Annotated in this window: 23 protein-coding genes; 9 read left to right on the top strand and 14 right to left on the bottom strand. The window is 70.1% G+C overall.

Annotated elements, in window-relative coordinates:
* Nucleotides 1-166: 166 nt before the first annotated feature.
* Both CFW40_RS20515 and CFW40_RS20520 read right to left on the bottom strand, forming a co-directional pair.
* Nucleotides 167-466: a DUF6342 family protein gene (locus CFW40_RS20515; RefSeq protein WP_088799262.1), complete on the bottom strand. Its 300-nt coding sequence runs from the start codon at nucleotides 464-466 to the stop codon at nucleotides 167-169.
* Between the two features lie 341 nt (nucleotides 467-807).
* On the bottom strand, nucleotides 808-1,410 hold the full coding sequence (locus CFW40_RS20520; protein WP_088799263.1) for a TetR/AcrR family transcriptional regulator: 603 nt from the start codon (nucleotides 1,408-1,410) through the stop codon (nucleotides 808-810).
* A 118-nt stretch (nucleotides 1,411-1,528) separates the two neighbouring features.
* Here CFW40_RS20520 and CFW40_RS38185 point away from each other — a divergent pair, with 118 nt between their 5' ends.
* Both CFW40_RS38185 and CFW40_RS20525 read left to right on the top strand, forming a co-directional pair.
* Nucleotides 1,529-1,657 carry a hypothetical protein gene (locus tag CFW40_RS38185; RefSeq protein WP_256331360.1) on the top strand — a complete coding sequence of 43 codons (129 nt, stop codon included), beginning with the start codon at nucleotides 1,529-1,531 and terminating at the stop codon, nucleotides 1,655-1,657.
* Nucleotides 1,658-1,665: 8 nt separating this feature from the next.
* Complete coding sequence (locus tag CFW40_RS20525) at nucleotides 1,666-2,619, top strand: NAD(P)-dependent alcohol dehydrogenase (protein ID WP_088799264.1); 954 nt, start codon at nucleotides 1,666-1,668, stop codon at nucleotides 2,617-2,619.
* Here CFW40_RS20525 and CFW40_RS20530 read toward each other — a convergent pair.
* The gene (locus tag CFW40_RS20530; RefSeq protein WP_176956438.1) at nucleotides 2,559-3,494 is read right to left on the bottom strand and encodes a putative protein N(5)-glutamine methyltransferase; all 936 of its coding nucleotides are present in this window, start codon (nucleotides 3,492-3,494) and stop codon (nucleotides 2,559-2,561) included. The two genes, CFW40_RS20525 and CFW40_RS20530, sit on opposite strands and share 61 nt — an antisense overlap.
* A gap of 362 nt (nucleotides 3,495-3,856) precedes the next feature.
* Here CFW40_RS20530 and CFW40_RS20535 point away from each other — a divergent pair, with 362 nt between their 5' ends.
* The 3 genes from CFW40_RS20535 to CFW40_RS20545 all read left to right on the top strand — a co-directional run bounded on the left by CFW40_RS20535 (nucleotide 3,857) and on the right by CFW40_RS20545 (nucleotide 5,819).
* Nucleotides 3,857-4,276: a hypothetical protein gene (locus CFW40_RS20535; RefSeq protein ID WP_088799265.1), complete on the top strand. Its 420-nt coding sequence runs from the start codon at nucleotides 3,857-3,859 to the stop codon at nucleotides 4,274-4,276.
* Nucleotides 4,273-4,590, top strand: coding sequence for a transcriptional regulator (locus CFW40_RS20540; RefSeq protein WP_088799266.1), 318 nt, complete (start codon nucleotides 4,273-4,275; stop codon nucleotides 4,588-4,590). The genes CFW40_RS20535 and CFW40_RS20540 overlap by 4 nt, the downstream gene beginning before the upstream one ends.
* A 236-nt stretch (nucleotides 4,591-4,826) precedes the next feature.
* Nucleotides 4,827-5,819, top strand: a complete 993-nt coding sequence (locus tag CFW40_RS20545) for an aldo/keto reductase (protein ID WP_088799267.1) — start codon at nucleotides 4,827-4,829, stop codon at nucleotides 5,817-5,819.
* 127 nt (nucleotides 5,820-5,946) lie between these two features.
* Here CFW40_RS20545 and CFW40_RS20550 read toward each other — a convergent pair whose 3' ends face one another.
* Entirely contained in the window at nucleotides 5,947-6,564 is a 618-nt protein-coding gene (locus CFW40_RS20550) for a LysE family translocator (protein ID WP_088799268.1), read from the bottom strand.
* 120 nt (nucleotides 6,565-6,684) lie between these two features.
* Here CFW40_RS20550 and CFW40_RS20555 point away from each other — a divergent pair, with 120 nt between their 5' ends.
* Nucleotides 6,685-7,137: an Lrp/AsnC family transcriptional regulator gene (locus tag CFW40_RS20555; protein ID WP_088799269.1), complete on the top strand. Its 453-nt coding sequence runs from the start codon at nucleotides 6,685-6,687 to the stop codon at nucleotides 7,135-7,137.
* A gap of 111 nt (nucleotides 7,138-7,248) precedes the next feature.
* Nucleotides 7,249-7,659: a VOC family protein gene (locus CFW40_RS20560; RefSeq protein WP_088799270.1), complete on the top strand. Its 411-nt coding sequence runs from the start codon at nucleotides 7,249-7,251 to the stop codon at nucleotides 7,657-7,659.
* 190 nt (nucleotides 7,660-7,849) lie between these two features.
* Here the strand turns inward: CFW40_RS20560 and CFW40_RS20570 are convergent, their stop codons facing one another.
* From CFW40_RS20570 to CFW40_RS20585, 4 genes are all read right to left on the bottom strand, one after another.
* Nucleotides 7,850-8,416 carry an NADPH-dependent FMN reductase gene (locus CFW40_RS20570; protein ID WP_088799272.1) on the bottom strand — a complete coding sequence of 189 codons (567 nt, stop codon included), beginning with the start codon at nucleotides 8,414-8,416 and terminating at the stop codon, nucleotides 7,850-7,852.
* Nucleotides 8,417-8,542: 126 nt separating this feature from the next.
* Nucleotides 8,543-8,974 carry an ankyrin repeat domain-containing protein gene (locus tag CFW40_RS20575; protein ID WP_088799273.1) on the bottom strand — a complete coding sequence of 144 codons (432 nt, stop codon included), beginning with the start codon at nucleotides 8,972-8,974 and terminating at the stop codon, nucleotides 8,543-8,545.
* 153 nt (nucleotides 8,975-9,127) lie between these two features.
* Nucleotides 9,128-10,147, bottom strand: a complete 1,020-nt coding sequence (locus tag CFW40_RS20580; RefSeq protein WP_256331359.1) for an asparaginase — start codon at nucleotides 10,145-10,147, stop codon at nucleotides 9,128-9,130.
* A 50-nt stretch (nucleotides 10,148-10,197) separates the two neighbouring features.
* Entirely contained in the window at nucleotides 10,198-10,935 is a 738-nt protein-coding gene (locus CFW40_RS20585) for an ABC transporter substrate-binding protein (protein WP_088799274.1), read from the bottom strand.
* A gap of 175 nt (nucleotides 10,936-11,110) precedes the next feature.
* Here CFW40_RS20585 and dtd point away from each other — a divergent pair, with 175 nt between their 5' ends.
* On the top strand, nucleotides 11,111-11,536 hold the full coding sequence (dtd, locus tag CFW40_RS20590) for a D-aminoacyl-tRNA deacylase (RefSeq protein WP_088799275.1): 426 nt from the start codon (nucleotides 11,111-11,113) through the stop codon (nucleotides 11,534-11,536).
* Between the two features lie 54 nt (nucleotides 11,537-11,590).
* On the opposite strand, the gene CFW40_RS20595 is transcribed toward dtd, so the two are convergent.
* The 3 genes from CFW40_RS20595 to CFW40_RS20605 form a co-directional block, all read right to left on the bottom strand.
* Complete coding sequence (locus CFW40_RS20595) at nucleotides 11,591-12,571, bottom strand: folate-binding protein YgfZ (RefSeq protein WP_088799276.1); 981 nt, start codon at nucleotides 12,569-12,571, stop codon at nucleotides 11,591-11,593.
* A gap of 31 nt (nucleotides 12,572-12,602) precedes the next feature.
* Nucleotides 12,603-13,040: a Fur family transcriptional regulator gene (locus CFW40_RS20600; protein ID WP_088799277.1), complete on the bottom strand. Its 438-nt coding sequence runs from the start codon at nucleotides 13,038-13,040 to the stop codon at nucleotides 12,603-12,605.
* Nucleotides 13,041-13,235: 195 nt separating this feature from the next.
* A complete protein-coding gene (locus CFW40_RS20605) occupies nucleotides 13,236-13,823 on the bottom strand; it encodes an FABP family protein (RefSeq protein WP_088799278.1) in 588 nt (195 codons plus the stop codon).
* Nucleotides 13,824-14,137: 314 nt separating this feature from the next.
* Between CFW40_RS20605 and CFW40_RS20610 the strand changes: the two genes are divergently transcribed.
* Nucleotides 14,138-14,503, top strand: a complete 366-nt coding sequence (locus tag CFW40_RS20610; RefSeq protein WP_086718474.1) for a DsrE family protein — start codon at nucleotides 14,138-14,140, stop codon at nucleotides 14,501-14,503.
* Nucleotides 14,504-14,525: 22 nt separating this feature from the next.
* Here CFW40_RS20610 and CFW40_RS20615 read toward each other — a convergent pair whose 3' ends face one another.
* The 3 genes from CFW40_RS20615 to CFW40_RS20625 all read right to left on the bottom strand — a co-directional run bounded on the left by CFW40_RS20615 (nucleotide 14,526) and on the right by CFW40_RS20625 (nucleotide 16,190).
* A complete protein-coding gene (locus CFW40_RS20615; protein WP_086718475.1) occupies nucleotides 14,526-14,813 on the bottom strand; it encodes a DUF3099 domain-containing protein in 288 nt (95 codons plus the stop codon).
* 205 nt (nucleotides 14,814-15,018) lie between these two features.
* The gene (locus tag CFW40_RS20620) at nucleotides 15,019-15,306 is read right to left on the bottom strand and encodes a DUF1416 domain-containing protein (RefSeq protein ID WP_030085405.1); all 288 of its coding nucleotides are present in this window, start codon (nucleotides 15,304-15,306) and stop codon (nucleotides 15,019-15,021) included.
* Between the two features lie 38 nt (nucleotides 15,307-15,344).
* Entirely contained in the window at nucleotides 15,345-16,190 is an 846-nt protein-coding gene (locus CFW40_RS20625; protein WP_088799279.1) for a sulfurtransferase, read from the bottom strand.
* Nucleotides 16,191-16,235 lie beyond the last annotated feature (45 nt).

The following is a 16,235-nucleotide window of genomic DNA, read 5'->3' on the forward strand; positions in this document are numbered from 1 at the left end:
CTGGTCACAGCCCTTGGTGAACGGCTGTGACCAGCACTTTTACAGCAGGTTCTCAAAATTCGTGCCTTGCTCTGAACGCTGGGCGTTCCTTCCGGACCACCTCGGTGTCTGCCGGTCAGGAGGGAGGGGACGGACGTCCGCTTCTAGACGGGGCGGGCGTCCGCTTCTAGTACGACAGGTCCTTCTGCTCCGTGATCAGGCGGCCGGCGATGTGCAGATTGCCGTCGGAGTCGAGCACCGCGATGATCTTCTTCGTGGAGCCGTGGTGGGTCGTGAAGTAGATCTTGTCCGCCTCCTGGGAGGAGGAGCAGTTCGTGTTCACCGACAGTTCGATGCTCACCGGTGAGCTGATCAGCACGTCCTTCTTGGGTGACGTGGGATAGACCTGGTTCTGCCGCAGCTTGATGCGGCCGTGGGTGTCGCCCTCATCCCAGTCCGACGCCAGTCCGAGATCGATTTCTGTCATGAGGCTTCCTCTCCAGTCCGGCGGGCCGTCCCCTTCCTGTAGGGCTTCAGCCGCGTCGTTCCGTGCGTGAAGCCGACAGGACGTGCCCGCTCTCCAGTGAAAGAAATGCGTGGGACGGGTGACGTGCGGCATCACCTGAGCCGAGCCAGAACCTATACAACTCGGTCACCCGGTGGTGTTGAACTCCGTTAATATGACTGGTTCTTATGAAGTTGGCGTGATAGTTCCGATCTGCCCCGTTGACCGCCTGTCGGGCTACCTGTCCCGCCCGGCCTCGCCCCGCAGGCCGCGAGGGCCGAACGGGCAAGGGCCGACGAGCACGATTCACTTCGCAACTGGCTCTACCTCTCGCTGAGCTTCCGGCCGCGCAGTCTTTCGAGCGTGGTGAGCCATTGGGTGACGACGGTGTCGATGAACTCGTCGGTCACCTGGCCGCGGTCGAGGAAGAGTCTGGCGAGCACCGGCCCGTAGAGCAGGGTGTGTTCGGTGTCGTCGATCTGGACGCCTGAGGGATCCAGGAGTGTGTTCAGGGCCGCGCGGCGGTCCTGGCCGATGCGTACCAGGGCCTGGGCGCTGTCGGGGTCGTGGTCGGCTTGGACGGTGATGGCCAGTACTGCCGTGCGGATGGCCGGTTCGCTGATGCCGTCGCGCAGGCTCGTCAGCCAGCCGACCGCAACGGTGCGTACGTCGCTGCCCGGCTCGGGGTAGTTGCCGAGGTCGGGGCCTTCCAGGATCAGGTCGAAGAGCAGCGCGGCCCGGTTGGGCCAGTGGCGGTAGAGGGTCTGGCGGGTGACGTCGGCGTGCTCGGCCAGCAGGGCGTACGTCAGCCCGGTCGGTCCGACCTGGGGCAGCAGTTCACGGGCGACGGTCAGTACGCGGTTGCGGGTGCGCTGGACGCGCGGGTTGCTCGGGGTCGGCCGGCGGCGGTGGAGGGGCTGCTGCATGCGCCCCATCCTAACCACGAATCATACGAGTCGTGTGATTCTGGTCACAGGGATCCGTCCGTAAACCATCAATCATCCGGGGCGTATGATACAAAGAATCACACGCAATGGATGATTGATGGTGGGTATCGCTCTCCCGATGCCGATGCCGATGCCGATGGTGATGTCGATGCCGTTGTCTTTGCGCTCCCGCATCCCGATCACCGTCCCCCTCACCCCCGCAGCCCTGACCAGCACCTACCGATAGGAAATGAGATGAAGGCCGCTCAGATCACCGGCTACGGCACCCCGGATGTCCTCAGGGTCAACGAAGTTGACCGTCCCGCCCCCGGTGCGGGCGAGGTCCTGGTCTCGATCGAGGCGTCGAGCGTGAACGGGCTCGACACGATCGTGCGCGCCGGGGGATTGCGGATCGTGTCCGGACGCCGGTTCCCGATCGGTGTGGGACTGGACTTCGCCGGTGTCGTCGCGGCAGCCGGCGCCGGCGTCCCGCAGTACCAGGTGGGAGACCGGGTGTGGGGCACGGTGCCCCCGCTCAAGCGGAACGCCGTCGGCGCAGCCGCCGAATACGTGCTGGTCCCCGCAAGCCGCGTCGGCCCCGCACCGGCAGACCTCTCGTCGGTGGAGGCGGCCTCCCTGGTCGTGGCGGGAACGACGGCGTTGGCCGCACTGCGGGAGACCCTGCACCTCGCGAGCGGTGAACGCCTCCTGGTGCGTGGCGCCGCCGGCGGAGTCGGCACGGCCGCCGTACAACTCGCCCAGGCCATGGGTGGGCACGTCACCGCGCTGTCCCGGGGCCGCCATGCCGGGGCGCTGCGAGAGCTGGGCGCCGACGAGGTCTTCGACTACGGCACCACTACCCCGGACCGGATCGGACCGTTCGACGTCGTCTTGGACACCGTCGGCTCGGAACTGAACTCCTACCGGCGCCGGCTGACCCACGACGGCAGGATGGCCACCATCGCGCTGTCGGCATCCTCCATGGCGGCCATCGCCGCGTCGAGCGTGCACGGCGCCCGCCGCATCCGCACCTTGAGCTCCAACCCCGACACCGCTGTGCTGCGTAACCTGGCCGACTACGTGACCTCTGGCGCACTGCGGCCCGTCGTCGACAGCGTGTACCCGCTGGCGGACATCGCCTCGGCGCATCAGGCCTTCGAGCGGGGCGGTGTGGTGGGCAAGCAGGTGGTGTCGGTGTCCGGGAGGTAGGAGGCACCAGGCTCAGGCGCCCGGGTTCCTATGACGACCGTGGCGTAGAGCTCGTCGGACTCGGCCACCCGGGGGAGCAGCCCGTTGCGGGTGAAGGCCTCGACGGCCTGCGGTGCCTGGTGTTCGCTTGTCTCGACCAGGAGATGGCCCCCCGGCGCCAGCCACTGCGGGGCCGCCGCGGTCACCCGCCGCAGGACCTCGAGCCCGTCCGCGCCGCCGTCGAGCGCCACCAGCGGCTCGAACTCGCGGGCCTCGGGCGGCAACAGCCCGACCTCCTCGGTCGGTACGTAGGGAACGTTGGCCACCAGGATGTCGATACGGCCCCGGAGGCCGACGGGGAGCGCATCGAAGAGGTCGCCCTCGTAGACCCGGCCCCCGGCGTCGGTGATGTTGCGGCGGGCGCAGCGCACCGCGGCGGGTTCGATGTCGGCGGCGTACAGCTCGACCCGGTGAAGGGTCGCGGCCAGTACCGCGGCCACCGCGCCCGATCCGCAGCACAGGTCGACGACGACCGTGGGCCGCCCGGTGCGCTCGGCGGTCCGCCGACCGAGGGCGACGGCTTGGCCCACCAGGAACTCGGTGCGGCGGCGCGGTACGAAGACCCCGGGATCGACGGTGATCCGTCGCCCGTGGAACTCCGCCCAGCCGACGACATGTTCCAGCGGCAGACCGAAGGCGCGCCGCTCCACCATGGCGGTGAGTTCGTCCGCCGTATGGGCGGTGGACAGGAGCAGTTCCGCCTCGTCCTCGGCGAAGACGCAGCCGGCGGCGCGCAGCGTGGCGACGACGGCGGAACGGGAGAGCGGCGCGGAGGCGGGGGCCGGGAAGGAAGAGGAAAACGGTGAGGGACGGGGCGACATCTGAAACGACGACATGTGAGCCTTTCGGGGCGCCGACGGCGCTTCCCGGGGTTCACGTGTGTCGGACGGTCACCTGCATCGGAGGGACCGCAGAGGCGTGAGCCGGGAGCGCCTGCCTGATCTGGCGGGGAATCGGTCTCACCTCCTGGGTCGGTCCACTGCTGAGGGCGCAACATTACCTGACCTGGACCGCGACGCGCAGGTGGGCGGCTGTGGCAGCGCGACGGAGCGCCGCGGCGGGGCGACGGGGCAACGGCTCGCGGACGGCGGGCACTTCGCGTGGGCAGCGAATGGCCGGAAAGTACTTGTCATATCGGAAAGTACTTGTCACGCTGAACGCAGGAAGCCGGAGCAGCACCAGTTGTCGGGGGGACGACATGGCGGAGTACGCCTCGCAGGAAGCAGCTGCCGCACTGGACCGTGCGCGGAAGCTGAGCTCGACGGTGCGGGACGGCACGAGGTGGTACGTCGGGTACCAGCTGATCTACGGCTGCGCTTCCGCGGTCCTGGTGCTCTGCATCGGACTGCTGGGCCGGCCTTACGGTTCGGCGATCGGCGGCGGTTTGTGGTGCGCCACGATCACCGGGTTGTCGGTCTATGCGGCCCGGCAGCGCGTGGCCCGGCGCGGGTTCGGATGGAGGCACGGCATCATGATCGCGTCCTGGGGTCTGCTCTACGGCGCGGTGCTGTTCCCTGGCACCATGTGGTTCCCGGGGGCCCTGGCATGGTGGGTGCCCGGCGCACTGGTGGTTGCCCTTCCCGGGCTGATAGGCGCTTACTTGGAGGCCCGGCGGTGACCGACCCGCTTCACGGGGCACATCCGCGACACGCGCTCGACGACGTGATACACGCACCGGTCCGCTTCTCCATCGTGGCGACCCTCGCGGCTGCCGCAAAGGCCGAATTCGCCTTTGTCCGCGACACCGTCGAGGTGAGCGATTCGGTCCTGTCGCGGCAGGTGGCCACCCTGGAGAAGGCTGGCTATGTCGCCGTCAAGAAGGGATATGTCGGCAAGCGCCCGCGCACCTGGCTCGCCCTGACGCCCGCCGGCCGCACCGCCTTCGCCGCACACTGTCAGGCCCTGCGGGCCATAGCGGGCGACGGCGGCTGAAACCGAGACCGACGACGGCCGACGGCTCAGGGAGGACAGCCCCGCCAGCGCCATTGCGACGCCGTGTTGACTTGAAGTGCGCTCCAACTCATACCGTCCGGGACGTGACTCCGGCACAAGCCCGCTACGAGGGGCCGGAGTTCAGCAATCAGGACGGGATCAGAGGCAGAGGCTCGGCGACTCAGAGGCTCGGCGCCCCGGGTCCGTCCACCGTACGTTCAGGAGGTAGCAGCAGCATGACCACGATGAGCATCCCGTCGCGTCGCCTCGGCGATCTGGTGGTTTCCGCGCAGGGGCTCGGCTGCATGGGGATGAGCCATGGGTACGGGGCGTCGGACGACACGCAGTCGATCGCGACCATCAACCGGGCGCTCGACCTCGGTGTCAGCCTGCTGGACACCTCCGACTTCTACGGGGCGGGGCACAACGAGGAGCTGATAGGCCGGGCGATTGCCGGCCGGCGGGACGAGGTGGTGCTGGCGACGAAGTTCGGGTTCGCCAACCGGCTCGGTGAGCCGACCGCGATCCGCGGCGACGCCGCCTACGTACGGGAGGCCTGCGACGCATCGCTGCGCCGGCTCGGGGTCGATCACATCGACCTCTACTACCAGCACCGCGTCGACCCCGACGTACCGATCGAGGAGACCGTCGGTGCGATGGCCGAACTCGTCTCGGCGGGCAAGGTGCGGCACCTCGGGCTGTCCGAGGCGAGCGCGGCGACCCTGCGGCGGGCGCATGCGGTGCATCCGATCGCCGCGCTGCAGAGCGAGTGGTCGCTGTGGACCCGTGATCTGGAGCAGGAGATCGCGCCGGTGTGCCGTGAACTCGGTATCGGCCTGGTGCCGTTCTCGCCGCTCGGACGCGGCTTCCTGACCGGCCGCTACACCTCGGTGGAGGGCCTGCCCAAGTCCGATCTGCGCCGCAGCCAGCCGCGCTTCGCCGACGGCAACCTGGAGCAGAACCTGGCCATCGTCGAGCAGCTGGACGCGCTCGCCGCACAGAAGGGCGTCAGCGCCGGACAGCTCGCGCTGGCCTGGGTGCAGCACCGTGGGGATGACGTCGTGCCGATCCCCGGAACCCGCCGGGTGAAGTACCTGGAGGAAAACCTCGGGGCGCTCGCCGTGGAGCTGACCACCGAAGAACTCGCCGCGATCGACGCCGCGGCGCCGGCCGCCCGGGTCGCCGGTACGCGGTACGACGAGGCCAGCATGACCTTCGTCAACCGCTGACCGGCCAGGCGGGCAACTGTCGCCAAAGTGCCATGCCCGCATGAGGAGTGAGGCGAGGGGGAGGGGAGGAAGAGGGGGAGGGTAACAACAAGGCCGCCCCCTCCGCTCGAAGCGAGGAGCGGGTCCGTCAGCCTGTCAGGCTTTCCACCAGCAGGAGCCCGCCGATGACGATCATCATGGCGCCGGAGCACCGGGTGACCGCCCGGGCCGCGGACGGCCGGGTCTTCAGGACGGTCCGGGCGAGCACGGCGACGCCGAGGTAGACGACGGCGCATGCGGTCATGTGGAGCGTGCCGAGCAGTCCCGTCTGCGCGGCGATGGGCCAGCCCGTCGCCGGGTCGATGAACTGCGGGAACAGCGAGAAGTACAGCAGCAACGCCTTCGGGTTGAGGCCGCTGGTCCCGGCCCCCTTGAGCATGATCTGCAAGCGGGAGGAGCCCATGGCCGCACCGGAGGCCGTCAACGTGGCCGGCTGCCTCAGCACGCTGCAGCCGAGCCACACCAGGTAGCCCGCCCCCGCGACGGTCAGCGCGGTGAGCAGGGTCGTCGAGCTCGCCACGATCACCACCAGGCCCGCGACGGCGAGCAGCGTGTATCCCGCGTACCCGGCTATCAGCCCCGCGACCGCCGGAACGACCGACCGGTCCCGCAGCCCCGCCCCGATCGCATAGGCCCAGTCCGCGCCAGGGGTGAACACCAGCAGGAGATCCACCGCCAGGAAAGCCGCCAGCGTCGTCGTGTCCATGGGCCGGTCCTTCTCTTGCGTTCCGCGTTCTGCGCTACGAGGGGAAGGTTAGGTCTGATCTGCCCGAAAATGTTTCCGCATTTACCTCATGATCGCGTGCACTGAGGGAGAATCTTCTTCATGGACGCCTTGGATCGGAAGATTCTTACCGAGCTGCAGTTGGACGGCCGTCTCACGGTCACCGAGCTCGCCGCCCGGGTGCAGCTGAGCGTGTCGCCCTGCCACCGCCGCCTGCGCGACCTCGAACGAGCAGGCGCGATCCGCGGCTACCGCGCCGTCGTGGACCCGGCCGCCGTCGGCCTCGACTTCGAAGCCCTCGTCTTCGCCACGCTGCGCTGGGAGGACCGTGACACCGTCACCGCCTTCGAGGAGGCAGTGGCCGCCGTCCCCCACGTGCTCCAGGCCCAACGCCTGTTCGGCGAACCCGACTACCTCCTGCGCATCGCCACCACCGACCTGTCCGCCTTCCAGCAGCTCTACGACCAGCGCCTGGCCAGACTGCCGGGCGTCCAACGCCTGACCTCCACCCTCGTCATGAAGCACGTCGTCGACGACCGCCCGCTGCCCGAGTAGCCCCACCGCGAGCACTGCCGCAGGAGGCTGCTTTAGACTTTTCGCAGCGTGAGGGGGCCGGTGTCGGCGGTCGCTGCCGCGGCCGTTGGCCGTACGGAAGGGCGGCGCGCCATGGGCTGGAAGCTCGAATTGGTGCCGGTGCCGGTCGCCGATGTGGAGCGGGCCAAGCATTTCTACGGCGAGCAGATGGGCTTTGCCGTCGATCACGACATGTGCGTCGGGGACGCGGTGCGCGTCGTGCAGCTGACGCCGCCGGGGTCGGGCTGCTCGATCGTGATCGGCGCGGGCGACGGGGTCACGGAGGGGGAGCCCGGTTCCGTGCAGGGGCTCCAGCTGGTGGTCTCCGATATCGCCGCGGCCCGTGCGCAACTGCTCGAACGGGGTGTGGCGGCCGGTCCCGTGCAGCATGTGGAGGACGGGGCGATGGCCGACGGCCCCGGCGGTGCGTGGAATTCGTTCGTCTACTTCAGCGACCCGGACGGCAACGGCTGGGCACTCCAGGAGCGGCCTTCCGACGGCTGACAGGGCGGACAGGGCTGAGGGGCGTGCGTGCGGACCTCCGCGTCGGCAGGGCACGCGGATCTACGGGCCCGCTTCGAGGCGGAGTCGGCGACGGCAGCGCTGCCGGACGGCAGCATTCCGTGCGCGATGAACGTACATCTCGCGACGGCGGTGCGGCGGCGATCCGGCAGCGGCGCTCTGGCTACGAGCCTCAGCCGCCGTACGGGCGGGTCGCGCGGGCCTCGCGGAGGGTCACCGCCCACCAGGTCAGCTGGTTGAGCAGGGTGTCGGCGGCCTGTGTGGCGGGGGCCGGGTCGTGCAGGCTGCCCGCCTCGTCGAAGAGGTTGCCACAGAGCGCGAAGCTCACCGTTTCGCGGACCGTGGTGGCGTGCAACTCCGCGAAAACCAACCGCAGTTGCTCGACGGCGCGCAGACCGCCGGAGATCCCGCCGTACGAGACGAAGCCGACCGGCTTGGCCTGCCACTGGCGGTGCAGCAGGTCGATGGCGTGCTTGAGCGGGGCCGGGAACGAGTGGTTGTACTCCGGGGTGATCACGACGAAGGCGTCGGCCTCGTCGATGCGCTTGGCGAACGACTCGAACTCCTCGCTGCCGTAACGGAGTTCGTAGGGGCGGACGGTGTCGAGGTCGATGACGTCGAGGTCGATATGCGCGTGGGTCCCGGCGTGCCGGGAGAACCAGTTCGCGATGACGGGGGCGAACCGGCCCTCCCGGGTGCTGGCGATGATCACTGCGAGACGGTAGGGGTGCGCGGACATGCGGGGCCTTTCGTGGCGTGTGAGCGGCAAAGCGCCGCCGACCACCGACGCTAGGACCTCAAGTGAGCTTGAGGTCAAGCGCGCAGGCCACGCCTGGGCCTCGTCCACGGGCGAGCAGCCCTCGGGTCACTCCGCCCCGAACAGCTTCAGCAGCTCCGGCTTCTCGAACATCCGCGCCGTCTCGACGGCCGAGGGGCTGCCCGCCGAGGGGTCCGCACCGTGTGCCATCAGGACCTTGATGACCTCGTCCTCGGCCTTGAAGACCGCGCCGGCGAGCGGGGTCTGGCCACGGTCGTTGGGGCGGTCGGCGTCGGCGCCGCGCTGCAACAGGGCCTCCACGGTGGCGGGATGACCGTGGTACGCCGCCAGCATCACCAGCGAGTCGCCCTTGTCGTTCGTCAGATTGGCGGGGACACCCGCGTCCACGTATGCGGCGACGGTGTCGGTGTCGCCGTGCCGTGCCAGGTCGAACACCTTCGCCGCGAGCTGCAGCACCTCGGGGTCGTGCGCGTGCTCGATCGCCTCGGGCCCCTGCGGCTCGGAATTCGCGTCGCTCATGGTCGCCGGCCTCCTGCTGTGGTGGGTGGTGCGTGCCTGCACTGTGTAGCGCCACCTTATGCAGGCCATCGCCCATGGGGCAGCGGGCGCGGGGCGCGCCGCACGGTGGCTCACGCCCCGCTTACCCCAGGTCGTGCCGGGCAAGCCCCGGCCTCAGAACGTCGCGCGGATCGCCCCCACCCGTGCCGCTCCACCGAAGAGCGGGGCGTCCTCCAGCCGGGACAGCACGGCAGCGTCGACCCCCATCAGGCGCAGCGTCCGGGCGAGAACCGGCCCCAGGGTGCGGCCCGCCCCATCGTCGATCTTGAAGGCGAGGGCGCGGCCGTCCGGGAGGGCCAGGGCCTGGACCGCCTCGGCCCCCATCTTGGCGAGCGTGCCCGGCAGGGCTTGCATCAGCCAGGTGTCCGGCCGCCGAGTGCCCGCGACGTACTCCGGGTGGGCGCGCATCGCATCCGCGACCCGCCGCTCAGGACTGCCGGGCTCGGCGAGCACGAAGTACCGGAAGGCGCGGGCCAGGCCGGTCAGGGAGAGCGAGAGCAGCGGCGCGCCGCAGCCGTCCGTGCCGATGTGCGCGACGTCCTCGCCGCTCGCGGCCCGCACCCCCTCGGCCACCAGCTGCTGCAGCGGGTGCGCCTGGTCGAGGTACGAGCCGAGCGGCCAGCCGTTGCGCGCACAGGCGGCCAGCATCGCGGTGTGCTTGCCCGAGCAGTTCATCGTGAGGCGGTCACGGACCCGTCCGGCGGCGAGGTACGCCTCCGCCTCCTCCGGGTCCAGGGGCAGGTCCGCCGGCGTCTGCAGCTGCCCGGCGGTCAGCCCGTGCTCGGCCAGCATGGACCGCACCAGGTCAAGGTGGAACGGCTCGCCGGAATGGCTCGCGGCGGCCAGCGCCAGCCGCTCGCCGGAGAGGTCCAGCCCCGCCCGCAGCACCGCCGCGGCCTGCATCGGCTTGTTCGTGGAGCGGGGGAAGACGGGAGCGGTCACCTCGCCCAGCGACCACTCCACGCTGCCGTCCGCCGCGAGCACCACCAGGGACCCGCGGTGCCGGCCCTCGACGAAGCCGGAGCGGACGACCTCGGCGAGCACGGGGGACACCGGCGACGACAGGCCGGCTGCCGCGCCGGCTTCTGCGCCGGCTTCCGGGGTCGGTGCGGATATCGGAGTGGGCGAGGTCATCGGCGGCCTTCCGGGGAGTGACCCGTCGCCCCCGAAGGCTTGTGGCCCGGTCAGGACAGCAGGTCGTCTACTTGCGCTTCGCCTTCACGGTACCTGCGGGCAATTTCGGCGCTGCAATCGTCGGCGGTGCGCTGCAGTGACTGACGGCGACGCGACACCTGCTGCTCGTAGCGGATCAGCCGGCCCATGGCCTCCTGCAGTTCCTGGTCGGTGCGCGCGGTGAGGTCGGACAGCTCGACCTCACCGAGGATTTCCTCGGCGAGCCTGCGGTTCTCCTCGCTGTGCGGCGTGCCGACGGTCACATGCCGTGCCGAGGAGCGGTGCCGGGACGGCAGGTCCGTCAGGATCTCCGGCAGCCGGTCGAGCAGCGGGGAGTGCTGCGCGGACCGGCGGGCGATCTCGGCACGCAGAATGTCGATCCGGCCCTGCAACAGCCGTCGCAGATAGCTGAGATCGGCCTCTTCCTGCTGTGAGTCGCGCCGTACCACCCGCAGCTCGGGCAGCCCCAGGCCGGACAGCTCGGGCGCCGCGGCCGGACGGCAGCGGTCGCGCTGCTGCGGGGGGCGGGGGTGCTGCGCCTGGCCTGCCTTGGGCATGGGACCGTCCTCGGTGCCGGGGGGCTCGACGCGAGCCGCTGCCGTGGTCGTCGTCAGGGCGGTGGGGGGTGGTGGCGTGCCGGGCGGACGTGCGGTGTCTGGCGTGGGGGCGGTGGACGTCGTCCGGCCGGTCGGTGTCGTACGGGTGGTTGGTACGGGACCGGGTGTCTGTCCGGCGCCGAGAGTGCTCATGGGTCGTTCCGTCCCCTCGTCCGGTGCCGCTTCCTGGGCATGTTGTCCATGAAACGCACCACGTGCACGCATCGTGCCACTCTGGGCGGTCCTTCTGCAGGGCCATGGCACCCGAACGGCCCCCGGAGGGGCACGGCTGTCCGAAGACGGTGGGCCGCCGGGCATGATGGCGGGTATGCGAGCTGTGGTGCAAAGGGTTGACGGCGCACGCGTCGAGGTGGCGGGCGAGACGGTCGGGGAGATCGTCGGTGAGGGGCTGTGCGTGCTGGTGGGGGTCACGCACGAGGACACCCCGGAGAAGGCGGCGCAGCTGGCCCGCAAGCTGTGGTCGGTGCGGATTCTGCAGGGCGAGAAGTCCTGCTCGGACACCGCCGCGCCGCTGTTGGTGATCAGCCAGTTCACTCTCTACGGTGACGCCCGCAAGGGGCGCCGCCCCACCTGGAACGCCGCTGCCCCGGGGCCGGTCGCCGAGCCGCTGGTCGACGAGGTCGTGGCGCAGCTGCGGGCGCTGGGCGCCCAGGTGGAGACCGGCCGCTTCGGCGCGGACATGAAGGTGTCGCTGACGAACGACGGGCCGTTCACGGTGCTGGTGGAGGTGTAGGCCGGGCCGGGGGCGGAATCCGGCGCGGGGCGGCCCCGCGCCGGACGGGGCGTCCTACGGCTCGACCACGATCTCCTGCGCCGCCGCCGTGCCGCCCGCCGTCAACTGCGCGGCCGGCGGCACATTCCGCTTGACCAGGGCGAGCGCGATCGGGCCGAGCTCGTGATGGCGGGCCGAGGTGGTGACGAAGCCGAGCTGCCGGCCCTCCTCGCCGTCCGAGGCGAGACGGATGGGGGCACCGTGCGGCGGCAGATGGACCTCGCTGCCGTCCAGGTGCAAGAAGACCAGCCGGCGCGGCGGCTTCCCCAGGTTGTGGACCCGGGCGACGGTCTCCTGGCCGCGGTAGCAGCCCTTCTGGAGGTGTACGGCGGTGCCGATCCAGCCCAGCTCGTGCGGGATGGTGCGGTGGTCGGTCTCCAGGCCCAGCCGGGGGCGGTGGGCCTCGACGCGCAGCGCCTCCAGCGCCAGGACACCGGCCGCCGGGCCATTTCCAGCGGCGAACGGCTCCAGCTCGGCGCGCGGCAGGAACAGATCGCGGCCGTGCGCGGTCTCGCGGACCACGGCGCTGCCGGGCGCCTCGGCGATGGAGCCGGCCGGCAGGTGGACGACGGCGATCTCGTCCGTGCGGTCGGCGACCTCGACCCGGTAGAAGAACTTCATGCTCTCCAGGTAGGCGATCAGCGCCTCCTGGTGGCCCGGTTCGGTGTGCATCCAGGTCGTCTCGCCGTCGTCGACGAGGTAGACCGCATGCTCGATGTGGCCGTGCGCGGAGAGGATCAGCGCCTCGGTGGCATGGCCGGGCGCGAGTTCGCTGACGTGCTGGGTGAGCAGCAGGTGCAGCCAGCTCAGTCGTTCGGGGCCGGTGACGGTGACCACGCCGCGGTGGGAGAGGTCCACGAAGCCGGAGCCGTCGGCGAGGGCGCGCTGCTCACGGAAGAGGTCTCCGTAGTGCGCGGCGACGCCTTCGTCCGGAGCCTCGGCGGGGACGGCGCCGGGCAGCGACAGCAGGGGGCTGGCGGGTGATGGTCGCAGCATGAGGCCAGCCTACGACCCGCTCGCGACTGTCTCAGCCGTCGCCCTCGGCGGCCTTCTCACGGCAGGCGGCACAGCGTCCGAAGATGGCGAAGTGCTTCATGTCCGTCTCGAAGCCGAACTGTCCGCGCAGCTGGGCCGTGAACGGCTCGGCCACCGACAGATCCGCCTCGATGACGTCCGAGCAGTCCCGGCAGACCAGGTGGATGTGGTGGTGGCGGTCGGCGAGGTGGTAGGTGGGGGCGCCGTGGCCGAGGTGGGCATGGCTGACCAGGCCCAGCTCTTCGAGGAGTTCCAGGGTCCGGTAGACCGTGGAGATGTTCACCCCGCCCGCGGTCTTGCGCACCTCGGTGAGGATGTCGTCAGGGGTGGCGTGCTCCAGCCTGTCCACAGCCTCCAGTACGAGCTGACGCTGGGGGGTCAGGCGGTATCCGCGCCTGCGGAGGTCGCTCTGCCAGTCGGTGGTCACCACACAGCCAGTGTAGGAGGACGGACGGCGGGCGGCCGTGGGCTGGCCGCGTCAGGGCGCCTGCCGGGTGCGGTGTCAGCCACCGTCCGTACGCCGCGTCAGCCCCCGCCCATATGCGGCGTCAGGACGACGGTCTCCCGGCCGACCGTCGTCCAGGAGTGGGGCGCCGGCGAGGAGAGCGGGGCTCTCCCGTCGTGCTTACGGGTTGTAGGGCGTGCCGTCAGGACGGAAGAAGGAGACCCCGTCCGGTGTGTCCTCGGGGAGGCTTTCCGCCCACTCCTTGAGGTCGGCGACCTTCTTCAGATGCGCCGACATGTACGGCCGCAGCGGCACGTCCGGGGTGGACTTCTCGCCGACCCACATCAGGTCGCTGTTGACGTAGCCGTAGAGTCGCTTGCCGCCGCTGTACGGGCCGGAGGCGGCGGTGCGGGCGATGGCGTCGGTGGCCAGGTCGATCTGCGGCTTCTGGTCGGCCAGCTCGCCGTACCAGACCTCCACCACGCCCTGGTCGCGGCACATCACGATCTCGACCTTGCGGTCCGCGTCGATGCGCCAGTAGCCGCTCTCGCTCTCCAGCGGGCGCACCTTCTTGCCCTCGGCGTCGAGCACCCAGCTGTGCGAGGTGTACTCCAGGAAGTCACGGCCGTCGTGGCTGAAGCTGACCTCCTGCCCGAAGTTGCACTTCTCGGTGCCCGGGAATTCGGCGACGCCGGCGCCCTCCCAGTTGCCGAGGAGGAAGGCGAGCGGCACCAGGGCCGGGTTCAGGTCGGACGGGATCTCGATCATGAGAGCTCAGGCGATCTATGTGGAGGGGAACCGACAGGGGCGCGCACGGCGCTCCGTGGAGGCTGGTGGGTGGGGCTGCCACCCGCCGGGGGCTGGGGGAGCGAACGCTCAGCGCTGGCCCTGGTACAGCTTCTTCCAGGTCAGACCGGCGAACGAGATCACGCCGATGGCGACCAGAACCAGCAGGGTGGTGAAGAATGCCTCAAGCACGAGCGCGCTCCCTGAACGGAGTGAGGGTGTAACGGACCGCCTGAGAGTCTAGTCGGCGGCGGTGACAACGGCGCTGTGAGGTCCGCCGCCCCTACTCTTGGCTCATGGCGAAGAAGCTCGTGATCAAGGTGACGGCGGGTGCGGATGCGCCCGAGCGGTGCTCGCAGGCGTTCACGGTGGCGGCGGTGGCGGTGGCCAGCGGTGTCGAGGTGTCGCTGTGGCTGACCGGGGAATCGGTGTGGTTCGCGCTCCCGGGGCGGGCGGCGGAGTTCGAGCTGCCGCATGCGGCCCCCCTGCCGGAGCTGATCGACGGGATCCGGGCCGGTGGCGGCGCGATCACCGTCTGCACCCAGTGCGCGGCGCGGCGGGACATCGAGCAGAAGGACCTGATCGAGGGTGCCGGGATCGCCGGTTCCCAGCTGTTCGTCAGCGAGATCATGCCGGACGACGTCCAGGCGCTGGTGTACTGAGGTCCGCGGCGTCCCGGGGCGGCTACTGCGTGTGCTTGTCGTCGCCCCGGTCGTCCAGCTCGCGCCACCAGCGGTCGGACTCCGGGTCACCGGACTCGTCCCACCAGCGCTCCCCGGGCTCCCGGCGGTTGCCGATGATCGCCGCGACCGGCGGAATGACCATGGCGACCACACACATGCCCACCGCGGCCGGCACCGACCACAGCCGCACCACGCCCCAGGCCAGGACGAACAGCACCAGGCACACGCCCATCAGGACGAAGTACCTGCGATGGCGGCGCTGTACGGGCGACCGGCGGTGCGCGTCCATAAATCCACGGTAAGTCCGCGCGGGGCAGGACAGAAGTCGGCGGGGGAGACGCCGTTCGCGCCCGGACGGCACGCCGGACGGCACCCCGCATGGCACAAAAGGGCCGCACCCCGGCCAAGGCGTCCAAACCTCCGGAGTGCGGCCCTTCCGGCCGTACGGATCGTGGCGAGGGCCCCTGTGCTACGGAGCGCGGCCACGGCGACCGTCAGACAGCGATGGCGACCTCCGCCAGGCCGCCCTGCTGGGCGACGACGGTGCGGTCGGCGGTGCCGCCCGGGACGAGCGCACGCAGCGTCCAGGTGCCCTCGGCCGCGTAGAAGCGGAACTGTCCGGTCGCGGAGGTGGGAACCTCGGCGGTGAACTCACCGGTGCTGTCCAGGAGGCGGACGTAACCGGTGACGGGCTCGCCGTCGCGGGTCACGCTGCCCTGGATCGTGGTCTCACCGGGCTTGATGGTCGAGGCGTCCGGGCCGCCTGCCTGTGCTCCACACATAGGGGTACTTCCTTGAGGGTGAGGGAGAAGCTGCTTGCTTACTTGTTGGCGCCGAGCTCGATCGGGACGCCGACCAGCGAGCCGTACTCGGTCCAGGAGCCGTCGTAGTTCTTGACGTTGGTCTGGCCGAGCAGCTCGTGCAGGACGAACCAGGTCAGCGCGGAGCGCTCGCCGATGCGGCAGTAGGCGATGGTGTCCTTGGCCAGGTCCACCGACTCACCCTCGTAGAGGGCCTTGAGCTCGTCGTCCGACTTGAAGGTGCCGTCGTCGTTGGCGTTCTTCGACCACGGGATGTTGCGGGCGCTGGGCACGTGGCCGGGGCGCTGCGACTGCTCCTGCGGGAGGTGCGCCGGGGCGAGCAGCTTGCCGCTGAACTCGTCGGGGGAACGCACGTCGACCAGGTTGAGGTTGTCGATCGCGGCGACGACATCGTCCCGGAAGGCGCGGATGGCGGTGTTCTGGGCCTTGGCCTTGTAGTCGGTGGCCGGACGCTGGGGAACCTCGGAGCCGTCGACCAGGTCGCGCGAGTCCAGCTCCCACTTCTTGCGGCCGCCGTCGAGCAGCTTGACGCTGTCGTGTCCGTAGAGCTTGAAGTACCAGTAGGCGTAGGAGGCGAACCAGTTGTTGTTGCCGCCGTAGAGGACCACGGTGTCGTCGTTGGCGATGCCCTTGGCGGAGAGCAGCTTCTCGAAGCCCTCCTGGTCGACGAAGTCGCGGCGGACCGGGTCCTGGAGGTCCTGCTTCCAGTCGATCCGCACGGCGTTCTTGATGTGGTTCTTGTCGTAGGCCGAGGTGTCCTCGTCAACCTCGACGAGGACGACCTTCGGGTCCTCGAGGTGGGCCTCGACCCAGTCGGCGTCTACGAGGACGTCGCTACGGCTCATGTTCTTCTCCTCCGGGGCAGTTACGGGGGGCGGTGGCAGAGAGGG

The organism is Streptomyces sp. 2114.4, assembly GCF_900187385.1.
Taxonomy (GTDB): Bacteria; Actinomycetota; Actinomycetes; order Streptomycetales; family Streptomycetaceae; genus Streptomyces; species Streptomyces mooreae.

Excerpts from the sequence above, each read along its gene's own strand:
- CFW40_RS20620 (WP_030085405.1), bottom strand. The coding sequence starts at position 15,306 with ATGTGTGGAGCACAGGCAGGCGGCCCGGACGCCTCGACCATCAAGCCC.
- CFW40_RS20605 (WP_088799278.1), bottom strand. The coding sequence starts at position 13,823 with ATGATCGAGATCCCGTCCGACCTGAACCCGGCCCTGGTGCCGCTCGCC.
- dtd (WP_088799275.1), top strand. The coding sequence starts at position 11,111 with ATGCGAGCTGTGGTGCAAAGGGTTGACGGCGCACGCGTCGAGGTGGCG.
- CFW40_RS20530 (WP_176956438.1), bottom strand. The coding sequence starts at position 3,494 with ATGTCGTCGTTTCAGATGTCGCCCCGTCCCTCACCGTTTTCCTCTTCC.
- CFW40_RS20575 (WP_088799273.1), bottom strand. The coding sequence starts at position 8,974 with ATGAGCGACGCGAATTCCGAGCCGCAGGGGCCCGAGGCGATCGAGCAC.
- CFW40_RS20625 (WP_088799279.1), bottom strand. The coding sequence starts at position 16,190 with ATGAGCCGTAGCGACGTCCTCGTAGACGCCGACTGGGTCGAGGCCCAC.
- CFW40_RS20525 (WP_088799264.1), top strand. The coding sequence starts at position 1,666 with ATGAAGGCCGCTCAGATCACCGGCTACGGCACCCCGGATGTCCTCAGG.
- CFW40_RS20560 (WP_088799270.1), top strand. The coding sequence starts at position 7,249 with ATGGGCTGGAAGCTCGAATTGGTGCCGGTGCCGGTCGCCGATGTGGAG.
- CFW40_RS38185 (WP_256331360.1), top strand. The coding sequence starts at position 1,529 with ATGGTGGGTATCGCTCTCCCGATGCCGATGCCGATGCCGATGGTGATG.
- CFW40_RS20570 (WP_088799272.1), bottom strand. The coding sequence starts at position 8,416 with ATGTCCGCGCACCCCTACCGTCTCGCAGTGATCATCGCCAGCACCCGG.
- CFW40_RS20595 (WP_088799276.1), bottom strand. The coding sequence starts at position 12,571 with ATGCTGCGACCATCACCCGCCAGCCCCCTGCTGTCGCTGCCCGGCGCC.
- CFW40_RS20535 (WP_088799265.1), top strand. The coding sequence starts at position 3,857 with ATGGCGGAGTACGCCTCGCAGGAAGCAGCTGCCGCACTGGACCGTGCG.
- CFW40_RS20585 (WP_088799274.1), bottom strand. The coding sequence starts at position 10,935 with ATGAGCACTCTCGGCGCCGGACAGACACCCGGTCCCGTACCAACCACC.
- CFW40_RS20515 (WP_088799262.1), bottom strand. The coding sequence starts at position 466 with ATGACAGAAATCGATCTCGGACTGGCGTCGGACTGGGATGAGGGCGAC.
- CFW40_RS20610 (WP_086718474.1), top strand. The coding sequence starts at position 14,138 with ATGGCGAAGAAGCTCGTGATCAAGGTGACGGCGGGTGCGGATGCGCCC.
- CFW40_RS20615 (WP_086718475.1), bottom strand. The coding sequence starts at position 14,813 with ATGGACGCGCACCGCCGGTCGCCCGTACAGCGCCGCCATCGCAGGTAC.
- CFW40_RS20545 (WP_088799267.1), top strand. The coding sequence starts at position 4,827 with ATGACCACGATGAGCATCCCGTCGCGTCGCCTCGGCGATCTGGTGGTT.
- CFW40_RS20580 (WP_256331359.1), bottom strand. The coding sequence starts at position 10,147 with ATGACCTCGCCCACTCCGATATCCGCACCGACCCCGGAAGCCGGCGCA.
- CFW40_RS20550 (WP_088799268.1), bottom strand. The coding sequence starts at position 6,564 with ATGGACACGACGACGCTGGCGGCTTTCCTGGCGGTGGATCTCCTGCTG.
- CFW40_RS20520 (WP_088799263.1), bottom strand. The coding sequence starts at position 1,410 with ATGCAGCAGCCCCTCCACCGCCGCCGGCCGACCCCGAGCAACCCGCGC.
- CFW40_RS20555 (WP_088799269.1), top strand. The coding sequence starts at position 6,685 with ATGGACGCCTTGGATCGGAAGATTCTTACCGAGCTGCAGTTGGACGGC.